Below are 12,625 nucleotides of genomic sequence, written 5' to 3'. Positions count from 1 at the left end.
ACAACCTTTTGTCAATCAGGAGTCGAACATGGCGCAAGTCATCAATACGAACAGCCTTTCTCTTCTCACGCAGAACAACCTCAACAAGTCGCAATCGGCCCTGAACACGGCCATCGAGCGCCTGTCGTCCGGCATGCGCATCAACAGCGCCAAGGACGACGCCGCCGGCCAGGCCATCGCCAACCGCTTCACCGCCAACATCAAGGGCCTGACGCAAGCCGCGCGCAATGCCAACGACGGCATCTCGATCTCCCAGACCACCGAAGGCGCGCTGACCGAAGTCAACAACAACCTGCAGCGCATCCGCGACCTGTCGGTGCAAGCCGCCACCGGCACCAACTCGGCCACCGACCTGGACTCGATCCAGTCGGAAATCGGCCAGCGCCTGGACGAAATCAACCGCGTGTCGGAACAGACCCAGTTCAACGGCGTGAAGGTCCTGTCGGCCAACGCTGGCAAGCTGACCGTGCAAGTCGGCGCGAACGACGGTGAAACCATCGACATCGACCTGCAGGAAATCAGCGCCAAGACCCTGGGTCTGGACAACTTCAACGTGAACGGCAAGGGCGCCACCAACAAGGCCGCCACCGAAGCCGACCTGCTGGTCGCCGGCTGGGCCAAGGGCCTCACCACCAACGGCAACACCGCCTACACGAAGAACACCGTGGCTGCCACGGCCAACGACGTGCTCGGCAAGATGCAAGACGGCGGCACGGTCAAGATCGGCGCGAACGCCACCTACACGTACAGCGCTTCGTCCAAGAGCTACACGCTGGCTGAAACGGGCCGCACCGGCACCGCGCTGACGGACTCGCTGAAGGCGCCGGCAGGCCAGAGCCTGTCTGCCACCGTCACCCTCAGCGGCAAGGCCACGGACGTCAAGATCGACAGCTCCGGCGGCATCACCGCGGCCGACGGCTCCGCGCTCTTCGTCGACACGACCGGCAACCTGACGGCCACCAACAACGGCGGTACGGCCGTTGCTGCGACCGTCACGTCGCTGACCGGCAAGATGGGCACTGCTGGCGACACGATCAAGATCAACGGCACCGGCACGGTGTTCACCGCCACGGCCGCCGCCGGCACGATGAACGTCAAGAACGAGCCCGTGGCTGCTGCGACGGTCAAGGCACTGGTGAACACGTTTGCAAGCGCCAACGAGATCGACATCGACGGCGCCGGAACCACCGACGCCTACACCGTGGATATCACCACGGGCGACGTGAAGAGCAAGACCGCGCCTGCCGCGCAATTCGTCGACATCAGCGGCGCATTGACCGCTGCGACGTCGGAAACGATCACGATGCACGAAAACGGCGTGGTGACCGACAGCAAGGCCAACACCGTCTACGCAGACGCCACGAAGACCGGCGCCCTGACCACCAAGACGGTCAGCAACACCACCGCAACGGTCGATCCGCTCAAGGCCCTGGACGCCGCCCTGTCGAAGGTCGACAAGCTGCGCTCCTCGCTGGGCGCGGTGCAGAACCGTTTCGACTCGGTGATCGCCAACCTCGGCACCACCATCACCAACCTGTCGTCGTCGCGTTCGCGCATCGAAGACTCGGACTACGCCGTGGAAGTGTCGAACATGACGCGCGCGCAGATCCTGCAGCAAGCCGGTACCTCGGTGCTGGCCCAGGCGAACCAGACCACGCAAGGCGTGCTGTCGCTGCTGCGTTGATTCGCTGAGGCCGCCGGGCGCCCCTCACGAGGGCGGCGTCCGGTGTCTTGCTTTTTTGCTCGCAGGCCTTCGGGGCGACCCGAAGCCGCCTGCGTTGTCCTGTGCGGCCACGCTTGTGGCGAGGCCGCACAGGACAACGAACTCCAGAAGAAGAACGCAGACCATGTCCCAGCCCGTACCCGCCGCCTCCGCCGTGGAAAGCCCCTGGCTGCAGCAACTGCTCGCCGGCCGCACCGGTGGCGCCGCTGCGGCCGCCGCCGAGGCCACCGCACTGCGCAAGGCCGAGGCCGAGGTCGAAGAGGCGACGCCGGTGCAGATCGAGATGGCGGTGAAGTCCGTCAACGCCTCGCTCGAGAGCCGCTCGATCAGCCTGCAGTTCGAGGGCGACCGCGACACCGACAAGCTCATCGTCAAGGTGGTCGACCGCAGCAACGGCGAAGTCATCCGCCAGATTCCGACCGAAGAGGTCGTTCGCATCGCCAAGGTCATGGACCGGCAGGCCGGGCTTCTGGTGAGCCAGCAAGCCTGATCGCGACCCGCTCCAGACCTCTTCATTTCATTCGCATTTCAGGACACCCCCGACATGGCATCGATCAGCAGCATCGGCGTTGGCGCCAACCTTGACCTGGGCGCATTGCTCACCCAGCTGCAGACCGCGGAGAACCAGCCGCTGGTGGCCCTGAAGGCCAAGCAGACCAGCTACAACAGCAAGCTCTCGGCCTACGGCACGCTGCAAAGCGCGCTCACCGGCATCCAGGCGGCCGCCAAGAAGCTGGGCGACCCGGCGCTGTTCCAGGCCATCACCGGCACGCCGAGCGTGAGCGGCATCATGGCGGCGAGCGGCACAGACCCGCGCTCGGTCGGCACCTATGCCATCGACATCTCGCAGCTCGCGCAGGCGCAGTCGGTCATCGCGAAGGGCCAGGCCAGCACCACCGCCGCGATCGGCAGCGGAAAGATCACCATCGACTTCGGCAAGGTGTCCGGCGGCACGCTGGACCCGGCGACCGGCCAGTACACCGGCGCCACCTTCGACAAGGACGCCACGCGCACGGCCAAGCCGATCACCATCGATGCGACCAACAACACGCTGGGCGGCATCCGCGATGCGATCAACGCGGCCAACGCGGGCGTGTCGGCCACCATCGTGAACGACGGCAGCGGCACGCCCAACCGGCTGGTGCTCACCTCCACGCAGACCGGCGAGGCCTCGGCCATGCGCATCTCGGTCGACGGCGACGCCGCGCTGCAGAACCTGCTGGGCAACGACCCCGCCGGCACGCAGAACCTGAAGCAGACCGTGGCGGCGCAGGACGCCAAGCTCACCGTCAACAACATCGCCGTCACCAGCACGAGCAACTCGGTCACCGACGCCATCCAGGGCACCACGCTCACGCTGGTGCAGACCGGCAAGCTCAGCCTGGTGATGAAGGCCAACACGACGTCGGTGAAGACGGCCATCACCGATTTCGTGAAGGCCTACAACGCGCTGCAGAGCACCGCGAAGTCGCTCACGGCCTTCGACACCGACGCCAAGGCCGCCGCGCCGCTGGTGGGCGACTCGACCTTGCGCAACCTGCAGACGCGCATCCGCCAGGCGCTGGTCGCACCGCAGGTGGGCGGCCCGAACGACCTGAAGGTGCTCACGGCCATCGGCATCTCGTTCCAGAAGGACGGCACGCTGGCGATCGACAACGACAAGCTCGACAAGGCCATCGACACCAACCTGGAGGGCGTGGCGAAGCTGTTCTCCAGCGGCACCGGCAGCACCGCCGGCTACGGCAAGCAGCTGACGGCGCTGGTCGACGACCTCACCGGCACCAAGGGCGCGCTCAAGGTCGCCACCGACGGCGTGACGAGCTCGCTCAAGCAGCTCGACACGCAGTACACCGCGATGAAGGAGCGCGCCGACGCGACGGTGGAGCGCTATCGCAAGCAGTTCGTGCAGCTGGACGTGGCGATGAACAAGATGAACGGCACGCTGAAATACCTCGCGCAGCAGTTCGACGCGATGAACGCCAACAAGGGCTGAGGACAGGACGCGACATGTACAGCTCTCACCACTCCCGCACCGGTGCCGGCGTCTACGCGCGCGTCGGCGTGGAGACGCGCGCCATGAGCGCGTCGCCGCTGCAGCTCATCCACATGCTGTTCGACGGCGCGAAGACCGCCATCGGCGCGGCGCGCCTGCACATGACGGCCGGCGACATCGGCGCCAAGGGGCAGGCGATTTCGAAGGCGATCAACATCGTCGACAACGGCCTGAAGGCCAGCCTCGACGCCGAGGCGGCCGGCGAGGCCGGCGGCGAGATCGTCGGCAACCTCTCGTCGCTGTACGACTACGTGGTGCAGCGCCTGCTGCTGGCCAACCTGCGCAACGACGTGCAGGCGCTGGACGAGGCCGACCGCCTGCTCGACCACCTGGCGTCCGCCTGGCGCGAGATCGACGACAGGCCTTCCAACTGATGATGCAGAGCGTGACCTGGGGGCAGGAACAGATGGCCGTGCGCAGCGAGATCGTTCATTGCTACGAGCAGCTGGCCGCGTGCATCTCGACGATGCTGGCGCTGGCCCGTGCCAAGGAATGGGGGCAGCTGCCCGAGCTGGAGGCCCGGTGCTCGGCGTCGGTCGAGCGCCTGAAGGCGATCCAGCCGCTGGCGTCGCTGGAGCCCGCGCAGCGCGACCTGGTGCTGCGCCTGCTCGAGCGCATCTGCACCGAGCAGGCCGAGCTGTCGGGGCTCATCAAGCCGCAACTCGACGACCTGATCCGCCGCATGGATTCGCTCAACCACCAGAAGAACCTGGGCAAGGCCTACGGCCTCGCGCACTGACGCGAACCGACAGGACGACACCACCGTGGCCATGCTGGGACTCACCGGACTGATCGATGCACTGAGGGCCGCGCGCCTGACGCCGCCGCTCGACCTGCTCGGCCTGCGGCCCGAGACCACGGTGGGCGCGCCCGGTGCGGCGGTGGCCGTGCCGAAGACCGCGAACGACGTGCGCCTGCCGTCGCGCGCGGCGCTGGACCGGCTGGTGCCCTCGGGCGCGTCCGGTGGCGATGGGGCTGCGCCTCCTGCCAGCGGCGCGCCGCCTTCCATCGACACCCGCCTGTCGCTGGCCGCGCGCGTGATCGGCGCGGTGCTGGCCGACCTGCAGGCCGCGCCGGGGCCGGTGCGGGGCGAGGCGCCGCTGCTGCTGCCCGTCGCGCGCCAGGGCACGAACACCGTGGCACTCGCGGGCACGCTGGCGCAGACGGTGGCGGACAGCGGGCTCTTCTACGAATCGCACCTCGCCGAATTCGCGGCCGGCACGCGCACGCTCGCGCAGATGGCGCGGGAGCCGCAGGCGCGCTGGGCGAGTCCGGTGATGGTGGCGATGACGACTGCAGCAACAGGGCAGGGCGTGGTGGCTGCGGCGACGGCGTTGGCGGTGACTGACGTTGCGACGCCGCCCGCGCCGAATGCACAGGCGCAGGCCCCGCGGGTCGATGCGCCGGAAGCCGACATCGCACAAGCTGCGCGCGGGGTCGCACGCAGCGAGACCACCGCCGCGCCCGCACCGGATGCGGCGCGCGTGCAGGCGGCCTACGGCCTCTCCGATGCCGCGCCGGAAATGCCCGCGCCCCGCATCGCAGAACACGCACGCGCGGCATCCGACGTCGCCAGCACACCTACTCCGCGCAGCGCCGAAGTGATCCACCCGCAAGCCGTCACCGTCGTGCACCTGCAGCTCGACCTGCTGGCCAGCGCCGCCTTCCGCTGGAGCGGCCACGCCTGGCCCGAGGTGCCGATGGCGTGGACCATCGAGGAAGAGCCCGCCAACCCAAGCGCACGCGAAGGCGAACCCATCGAAGACGAAGGCGCACGCCGCTGGTCGACCACCGTGTCGCTCGTGCTGCCGCGCCTGGGCGAAGTCGACCTGCGCCTGAGCCTCAGCGGCCCGACCGTGCAGGCGCAGCTGCAGGCGCGCGAGCACGCCACCGTGGTCCGCCTGCGCGGCGACGCCGGCCGGCTCGCGCAACGCTTCGAGGCCGTAGGGCTTCAGCTGCAGCAGCTGCAGGTCACGGAGAAGGCGGCGACATGACCGACGAGCTTCGCAACCGCCACAGCGCCGTCGTGCTCTCGCACGCGGACACGCGCAAGGCCCCCGTCGTCGTCGCCAAGGGCTATGGCGTGGTCGCCGAATCGATCCTGCGCGAGGCGCGCGCGCACGGGCTTTACGTGCATGCGTCGGCCGACCTCGTGAAGCTGCTGATGCAGATCGACCTCGACCGCCAGATCCCGCCGCAGCTGTACCAGGCGGTCGCGGAAGTGATGGCCTGGATTCACCGGCTGGAAGGCGGCGCCGAGGCTGCGGCGCCTTGATCGGCGGTTGTTCTATGGAAAGTCATTGACCTATTGAAAGACCCTGAATAAAGCCGCCGATTAACGTCCGGCGGTGTTCGATAGTCTTTATAAATTCAATTGGCGAACGGATTGCCAATTGCCGGAATACGCACGCTCGTAACAATTGCTTGCGCTCCATGAACGCGCGCCTGCGTCGGGGCTGAAACCGCTTCTCCAGAGGGAGTTTCGAAGTTCACCGTTGGCAGCCACGTCAAGACCCTATTACTTTTTGGTCTACTTTGTCTTCGAAGTGTAAATAAGTGTGTATATAATGTATACATGTTGGATGGACGTGCGGAGTCGACATGGAATCGGAAATGGAAGTAGACGTGGAAAATTGCAATGTCAACGCGGGCGGCGTGATTTCGAAGGAAATCGGCGAGATCAATCTGGCCTACATGCTGCTCGCGCAGAAGCTCGTGAAGCGGGACCGGGCGGAAGCCATGTTCCGTCTCGGCGTGGGGCGCGAGCTGGCCGATCTGCTCATGAACATGTCGCTCAGCCAGATCGTGAAGCTGGCCGCGTCCAACTTCCTGCTGTGCAGCTTCCGCCTGGACGACCGGCCGATGTTCGCGGTGGTCGGCGAGGGCAAGGAGCCCGCGCTGCAGCAGGCCCACATGTCGATCCTGATGAGCGCGCGCCAGGCCCAGGCCCAGCCGCAGATGCGCAAAGCCGGTTCGGCCAGCGCATGACTGCCAAGAGCATCCTGGGCGAGGTGCGGCAGGTGCAGCTCGCGGTCGAGCTCATCGGCCTGGGTGCGCGCCTGCAGTTCCTGGAGGCCGTGGTCGCGCTCAGCCGCGAGCGCCTGATCCGCCTGTACAAGGAACTCAAGGGCGTCTCGCCGCCCAAGGGCCTGCTGCCGTTCTCCACCGACTGGTACATGACCTGGCTGGCCAACATCCACTCGTCGATGTTCTACAACATCTACCGCTTCATGCGCGACGAGGCCGGCGAGGGCGAGCTGCCCGCGCTCATCAAGGCCTACCGCCTGTACGCCGAGCAGGTCGAATCGCAGGGCAGCGAGGTCGTGCTCGACTTCACGCGCGCCGAGACCATGGTGCGTTTCTTCGACAGCGACATGCTGCAGCTGAGCCCGTGCAGCCGCTGCGGCGGCCACTTCGTGGCGCACGCCCACGACCACAAGCACGGCTACGTGTGCGTGCTGTGCCGCCCGCCTTCGCGCGCGGGCAAGGCGCGCAAGCCCAAGCTCGAACCGGTGCGCCGCGGCGGCCTCATTGCCGGCGGCCCGGTGCTCGACATCGGCGGCGCCGTCTCGTGAAAGTGCCCCGGCGCCCGGCGCGGGTTTTTTGTTTTGGACGCCTCAGGGCATAGGGGAAGCGCGTGCTGGTACTGGTGGGATATCTGGTGGTGATCGGCGCCGTCTTCGGCGGCTACGGCCTCATGGGCGGGCATTTCGGCGTGCTGTTCCAGCCCGTGGAGTTGCTCATGATCGGCGGCTCCGCGCTCGGCGCGTTCATCGCGGGCAACAACGGCAAGACCATCAAGGCGACCATCCGGGAGTTGCCGCTCCTGCTGCGTTCTTCCAAGCACAACCGCCAGCTCTACATGGACCTGCTGGCGCTGCTGTACGAGCTGCTCGCCAAGGCCCGCAAGGAGGGCATGATGAAGCTCGAGTCCGACGTCGAGGCGCCGGAGCAGAGCGAGATCTTCGGCCGCTACCCGACCATCCTGGCGCACGAGGGCATCACCGTGTTCCTGTGCGACTACCTGCGCCTGGTCATCAGCGGCAACACCGACGCGCACGAGATCGAGGCCCTCATGGACCACGAGATCGACACCATCCGCCACGAGGCCGCTGTGCCCGGCCACAGCCTCTCGCGCGTGGGCGACGCGCTGCCCGCGCTGGGCATCGTCGCGGCCGTGATGGGCGTGGTGCATGCGCTGGGCTCGGCCCACCTGCCGCCGTCGGAGATGGGCGCGCTCATCGCGCACGCCATGGTGGGCACCTTCCTGGGCGTGCTGCTGGCGTATGGCTTCGTGTCGCCGCTGGCCTCGCTGATCGAGCAGAAGGTCGAAGAGGGCATGAAGATCTACCAGTGCGCCAAGGTCACGCTGCTGGCCAGCCTGAACGGCTACGCGCCGCAGCTGGCCGTGGAGTTCGGCCGCAAGGTGCTGTTCTCGACCGAGCGCCCCTCGTTCACCGAGCTGGACGACCACGTGCGCGAAGTCAAGGCACGCTGATTCCCCGACGGCCATGAGCGACGCGAAGCCCCGCATCATCATCAAGCGCGCCCACGGCGGCGGGCACGGCGGCGGCCATGCGGGCGGCGGCTGGAAGATCGCCTACGCCGACTTCATGACGGCCATGATGGCCTTCTTCCTCGTGATGTGGCTGCTGTCGATCTCCAGCCCCAAGCAGCGCGAAGGCATTGCCGAGCACTTCCGCATGCCGCTGCGCGTGGCGCTGGCGGGCGGCGACAAGAGCAGCATGAGCACCAGCATGATCCCCGGCGGCGGCACCGACGTGATGCACGCCGAGGGCGAGGTGCGCCACACCGAGGCCGACAGCGAAGACGCGGCCGACGCCAGCCGCCTGGCCGAGATGAAGAAGAAGCTCGACGAGCTGATCGAGAAGAGCCCGGTGTTCCAGCAGTTCCGCTCGCAGATTCTCATCGACATCACCACCGAAGGCCTGCGCCTGCAGATCGTGGACAGCGAGAACCGCCCGATGTTCGAGCTGGCCAGCGCCCGCGTGGTGCCGCACATGCGCGCCATCCTTCGCGAGCTGGCGCCCGTGCTCAACGGCCTGCCCAACAAGCTCACGCTGTCGGGCCACACCGACGCCATCGTCTACACCAACGACCGTTCGTACGGCAACTGGGAGCTCTCGGCCGACCGCGCCAACGCCTCGCGCCGCGAGCTGGTCACGGGCGGCATGACCGAGGACAAGGTGCTGCGCGTGATCGGCCTGGCCGACAGCATGCACCTGGACCGCGCCGACCCGCGCAACCCCATCAACCGCCGCATCAGCATCATCTTGCTGAACCACCGCACGCAAGAGCGCATCGAGCGCGAGAACAGCAACGACGCCGGCGCCACGCGCATCGGCCTGCCGCCACCGGCCGCGCAGGCGCGCACGGCGGCAGGACACACGGCGGGATAACAAGAACAAGGAAGTGGCTTCGCGCAAGCGCGCGGGCCCCGGAGCACCACAGATGGACCTCAGTCAATTCACCCAGGCCTTCTTCGTCGAAGCCATCGAGCTGCTGGCGGAGATGGAGCAGCTGTTGCTCGACCTCGACGTCGAGGCGCCCGACGGCGAGCAGCTCAACGCCATCTTCCGCGCGGCGCACTCCATCAAGGGCGGCGCGGCCACGTTCGGTTTCACCGCCTTGACCCACACCACGCACGTGCTCGAAACGCTGCTGGACAGGGCCCGCCACGGGCAGCTGCACCTGAGCGCTCCGATGATCGATGCCTTTCTGGAAACGAAGGACGCCTTGCAAGAACAACTCACCGCCTACCAGGCCGGCAAGGAGCCGGACGCCGAGAGGGTCGCCCACATCTGCGGCGTGCTGCAGCAGCTGGCGATGGAGAACAATGCCGCCACCGCACCGGTGCCGGCACCCGCGCCCGCACCGGCGCCTGTCGTGCAAGCCGCTGCGCCGTCCGAGGAAGGCGGCAGCAGCGACGGCGTGCTGGTCGTGCGCTTCGCGCGCCTGTCCGACAGCGAATGCGAGCTGCTCGCCGGCGAGCTGACCAACCTGGGCACCGTGCTGACGCGCACGCGCAGCAACGACCAGCTGACCGTGCGGCTGGCCACCACCTGCGACCCCGACGACATCGTGGCCGTGTGCTGCTTCGTCATCGACGAGTCGCAGATCGACATCACGCGCGAGGTGGCCGACGTTGCCGAACCCGTGGTCGCAGTTGAAGCGCCGGTCGTGCAGCCACCCGCCGCACCAGCACCGGCCGCCGCCGCGCCCGTGCCCGCCAGCGCCAAGGAATCCAGCTCCATCCGCGTCGACGTCGAGAAGGTCGACCAGCTCATCAACCTCGTGGGCGAGCTCGTCATCACGCAGTCGATGCTCACGCAGGCCGCGACCGTGCTCGACCCCGTGGCCTACGAGCGCTTCCTGAGCGGCCTGGGCCACCTGGAGCGCAACGCGCGCGACCTGCAGGAATCGGTGATGTCCATCCGCATGATGCCGATGGACTACGTGTTCAGCCGCTTCCCGCGCGTGATCCGCGACGTGAGCGCCAAGCTCGGCAAGCAGGTGCGCCTGGACACCTACGGCAAGGAGACCGAGCTCGACAAGGGGCTCATCGAACGCATCGTCGATCCGCTCACGCACCTGGTGCGCAACAGCCTGGACCACGGCATCGAGGCCCCCGAGGTGCGCCTGGCCAAGGGCAAGGACGCCACCGGCCAGCTGCTGCTGTCGGCACAGCACCACGGCGGCAACATCGTGATCGAGGTGAGCGACGACGGCGCGGGCCTGAACCGCGAGCGCATCCTCGACAAGGCGCGCCAGCAGGGCCTGCCGGTGAACGACGCCATGCCCGACGAAGAGGTGTGGCAGCTGATCTTCGCGCCCGGCTTCTCCACCGCCGAGCAGGTCACCGACATCTCGGGGCGCGGCGTGGGCATGGACGTGGTCAAGCGCAACATCCAGGAGATGGGCGGCCATGTGGAGATTCATTCGCGCGGCGGGCAGGGCACGTCCACGCGCATCGTGCTGCCGCTCACGCTGGCCATCCTCAACGGCATGTCGGTGCGCGTGGGCAGCGAGGCCTACATCCTGCCGCTGAGCTACGTGATCGAGTCGCTCCAGCCGCTGCCCGAGCACCTGCATTCCATCACCGCCGACGGCCACGTGATCCGCGTGCGCGGCGAGTACCTGCCGCTCATCGAGCTGCACCGCGTGTTCGACGTGGCCGGCGCGCAGACGCAGCCCACGCAGGGCATCCTGGTGATCGTGCAGGCCGACGACAGCCGCTTCGCGCTGCTGGTCGACGAACTGCTCGGCCAGCACCAGGTGGTGGTGAAGAACCTGGAGACCAACTACCGCAAGGTGCCGGGCATCTCGGCCGCCACCATCGTGGGCGACGGCAGCGTGGCCTTCATCGTCGACGTGGGCGCGATGCCGCGCATCCAGCGCGCGCAGGCCGCCAGCGCGGCGGCCCTGGCGGGCGCCGCGCGCCGCACCGACGCGCTGGCTTCCTGATCCCGACGCGAGGGACGGCCGCATGAGGTTCGATTTCTTCCGGCGCCCCGGCGTCGACGGCAACGGCGCGCCAGCCGACGCAACGCCCGCCATCACGCCTGCCGTGGGCGCCGACGGCCACGTGGCCTACGCCATGCTGCTGGACGGCAAGCGCCGCGTGGTCGGCTACCGCATGGCCTGGCGCGCGGCGGGGCAGGGCACCGACGCGGGTGCCGCCGCCGGCGTCAAGGCGCTCATGGACACGCTGGGCCTGCACCTGAACCCGGGCGGCCACGGCTGGCTGCTGGGCGGGCAGATGGTGTTCGTCGACGTCACGGTCGATGCGCTGTTCCAGAGCGAGCTGCAGTCGCTGCCGCCGCGCAACGTCGTGCTGTGCATGAAGGCCGACGATCTGATGGACGCCGACATGCGCTCCATCCTGCTGTTCCTGCGCGAGCAGGGCTTCGGCTTCATGCTGTGCGGCGGCGTCGCGCTGCCGGACGACGACGAGCTGCACGCCATCGTCACGCACCGCGAGGTGCTGCCCTCCCTGCTGGCGGACGTGTCGCCCGCCGGCCCGGCGCCCATTGCCGCGCGCGTGGCGAACTGGGCCGAGTTCGAGGCCTGCGCCGCGCGCGGCGTGCAGGTGTTCGTCGACGGCGCCGTGCGGCTGCCGCCGGCGCGCGACAGCGCCGACGCGCTGCAGCCCGAGTCGCAGCTCATCGTGCACCTGATGCAGATGATCCTGCGCAACGAGGACGTGCGCGCCATCGAGGGCGCGCTCAAGCACGACGCGGCGCTCACCTACCGGCTGCTGCGCTACATCAACTCGCCCTCCGTCGGGCTGGCGGTCGAGATCCACTCGCTGCGCCATGCGGTCGCCATGCTCGGCTACTCGCCGCTGTACCGCTGGCTGTCACTGCTGCTGGCCACCAGCAACAAGGTCAGCTCGCCCTTCATGATGAAGAAGGCCATCCTGCGCGGCCGCTTCGTCGAGCTGATGGGGCAGGGCATGCTGCCGCCCGGCGAGGCCGACAACCTGTTCGTCGCCGGCATGTTCTCGCTGCTCGACCAGCTGCTGGGCGTGCCGATGGAAGGCGTGCTGCGCAAGGTGCAGCTCACCGAAGCCGTGCAGCAGGCGATTCTGTCGCGCAGCGGCGTCTACGGCCCCTTCGTGGCGCTGGCCGAAAGCTGCGAGACCGACGACGGCCGCGCCGCGCGCCTGTCGGAGGCGCTCTTCCTGAGCGCCGCGCAGGTCAATGCCGCGCAGCTGTCGGCGCTGGTGTGGGCGCTCGACGCCGGCCCGGCCGTGACCGCGCCGCCTGCCTGACCCCCGGAAATGCAAGGCTTTTGCGCGTCTGATCGGCCGATTGGAAACGGCGGTT

At 68.1% G+C, this 12,625-nt stretch carries 13 protein-coding genes; all 13 read left to right on the top strand.

What is annotated here, in order from left to right; all coding sequences use genetic code 11:
- Nucleotides 1-28: 28 nt before the first annotated feature.
- Nucleotides 29-1,684, top strand: coding sequence for a FliC/FljB family flagellin (locus tag AC07Q9_RS04080; RefSeq protein WP_495307533.1), 1,656 nt, complete (start codon nt 29-31; stop codon nt 1,682-1,684).
- A gap of 163 nt (nt 1,685-1,847) precedes the next feature.
- Entirely contained in the window at nt 1,848-2,213 is a 366-nt protein-coding gene (locus AC07Q9_RS04075; RefSeq protein WP_495307531.1) for a flagellar protein FlaG, read from the top strand.
- A gap of 54 nt (nt 2,214-2,267) precedes the next feature.
- Entirely contained in the window at nt 2,268-3,716 is a 1,449-nt protein-coding gene (gene fliD / locus AC07Q9_RS04070) for a flagellar filament capping protein FliD (RefSeq protein WP_495307529.1), read from the top strand.
- A 14-nt stretch (nt 3,717-3,730) separates the two neighbouring features.
- The gene (fliS, locus tag AC07Q9_RS04065; protein ID WP_495307528.1) at nt 3,731-4,150 is read left to right on the top strand and encodes a flagellar export chaperone FliS; all 420 of its coding nucleotides are present in this window, start codon (nt 3,731-3,733) and stop codon (nt 4,148-4,150) included.
- Complete coding sequence (locus tag AC07Q9_RS04060; RefSeq protein WP_223301366.1) at nt 4,150-4,515, top strand: flagellar protein FliT; 366 nt, start codon at nt 4,150-4,152, stop codon at nt 4,513-4,515. Before fliS ends, AC07Q9_RS04060 begins: the two co-directional genes overlap by 1 nt.
- Before the next feature lie 31 nt (nt 4,516-4,546).
- Entirely contained in the window at nt 4,547-5,770 is a 1,224-nt protein-coding gene (fliK, locus tag AC07Q9_RS04055) for a flagellar hook-length control protein FliK (protein ID WP_495308217.1), read from the top strand.
- Nucleotides 5,767-6,051 carry an EscU/YscU/HrcU family type III secretion system export apparatus switch protein gene (locus AC07Q9_RS04050; protein WP_492685892.1) on the top strand — a complete coding sequence of 95 codons (285 nt, stop codon included), beginning with the start codon at nt 5,767-5,769 and terminating at the stop codon, nt 6,049-6,051. The genes fliK and AC07Q9_RS04050 overlap by 4 nt, the downstream gene beginning before the upstream one ends.
- A 350-nt stretch (nt 6,052-6,401) precedes the next feature.
- The gene (flhD, locus tag AC07Q9_RS04045; RefSeq protein WP_370869944.1) at nt 6,402-6,764 is read left to right on the top strand and encodes a flagellar transcriptional regulator FlhD; all 363 of its coding nucleotides are present in this window, start codon (nt 6,402-6,404) and stop codon (nt 6,762-6,764) included.
- Nucleotides 6,761-7,351 carry a flagellar transcriptional regulator FlhC gene (gene flhC, locus AC07Q9_RS04040; RefSeq protein WP_070061562.1) on the top strand — a complete coding sequence of 197 codons (591 nt, stop codon included), beginning with the start codon at nt 6,761-6,763 and terminating at the stop codon, nt 7,349-7,351. Before flhD ends, flhC begins: the two co-directional genes overlap by 4 nt.
- Nucleotides 7,352-7,413: 62 nt before the next feature.
- A complete protein-coding gene (motA, locus tag AC07Q9_RS04035; protein WP_070061563.1) occupies nt 7,414-8,274 on the top strand; it encodes a flagellar motor stator protein MotA in 861 nt (286 codons plus the stop codon).
- A 13-nt stretch (nt 8,275-8,287) separates the two neighbouring features.
- A complete protein-coding gene (gene motB, locus AC07Q9_RS04030; protein ID WP_495307526.1) occupies nt 8,288-9,196 on the top strand; it encodes a flagellar motor protein MotB in 909 nt (302 codons plus the stop codon).
- Nucleotides 9,197-9,248: 52 nt separating this feature from the next.
- Nucleotides 9,249-11,261 carry a chemotaxis protein CheA gene (cheA, locus tag AC07Q9_RS04025; RefSeq protein WP_495307524.1) on the top strand — a complete coding sequence of 671 codons (2,013 nt, stop codon included), beginning with the start codon at nt 9,249-9,251 and terminating at the stop codon, nt 11,259-11,261.
- 22 nt (nt 11,262-11,283) lie between these two features.
- Nucleotides 11,284-12,570, top strand: coding sequence for an EAL and HDOD domain-containing protein (locus tag AC07Q9_RS04020; protein ID WP_495307522.1), 1,287 nt, complete (start codon nt 11,284-11,286; stop codon nt 12,568-12,570).
- Nucleotides 12,571-12,625 lie beyond the last annotated feature (55 nt).

Source organism: Variovorax sp. GW821-FHT09A10, assembly GCF_059418385.1.
The sequence above is the reverse complement of the archived record's forward strand: the minus strand, read 5'-3'. Positions and strand labels throughout refer to the sequence as shown.

Bases quoted from the DNA above. Each gene is read 5' to 3' on its own strand.
- AC07Q9_RS04020 (WP_495307522.1), top strand. From the start codon at position 11,284: ATGAGGTTCGATTTCTTCCGGCGCCCCGGCGTCGACGGCAACGGCGCG.
- AC07Q9_RS04080 (WP_495307533.1), top strand. From the start codon at position 29: ATGGCGCAAGTCATCAATACGAACAGCCTTTCTCTTCTCACGCAGAAC.
- cheA (WP_495307524.1), top strand. From the start codon at position 9,249: ATGGACCTCAGTCAATTCACCCAGGCCTTCTTCGTCGAAGCCATCGAG.
- fliD (WP_495307529.1), top strand. From the start codon at position 2,268: ATGGCATCGATCAGCAGCATCGGCGTTGGCGCCAACCTTGACCTGGGC.
- AC07Q9_RS04075 (WP_495307531.1), top strand. From the start codon at position 1,848: ATGTCCCAGCCCGTACCCGCCGCCTCCGCCGTGGAAAGCCCCTGGCTG.
- fliK (WP_495308217.1), top strand. From the start codon at position 4,547: ATGCTGGGACTCACCGGACTGATCGATGCACTGAGGGCCGCGCGCCTG.
- AC07Q9_RS04050 (WP_492685892.1), top strand. From the start codon at position 5,767: ATGACCGACGAGCTTCGCAACCGCCACAGCGCCGTCGTGCTCTCGCAC.
- AC07Q9_RS04060 (WP_223301366.1), top strand. From the start codon at position 4,150: ATGATGCAGAGCGTGACCTGGGGGCAGGAACAGATGGCCGTGCGCAGC.
- motB (WP_495307526.1), top strand. From the start codon at position 8,288: ATGAGCGACGCGAAGCCCCGCATCATCATCAAGCGCGCCCACGGCGGC.
- fliS (WP_495307528.1), top strand. From the start codon at position 3,731: ATGTACAGCTCTCACCACTCCCGCACCGGTGCCGGCGTCTACGCGCGC.
- flhC (WP_070061562.1), top strand. From the start codon at position 6,761: ATGACTGCCAAGAGCATCCTGGGCGAGGTGCGGCAGGTGCAGCTCGCG.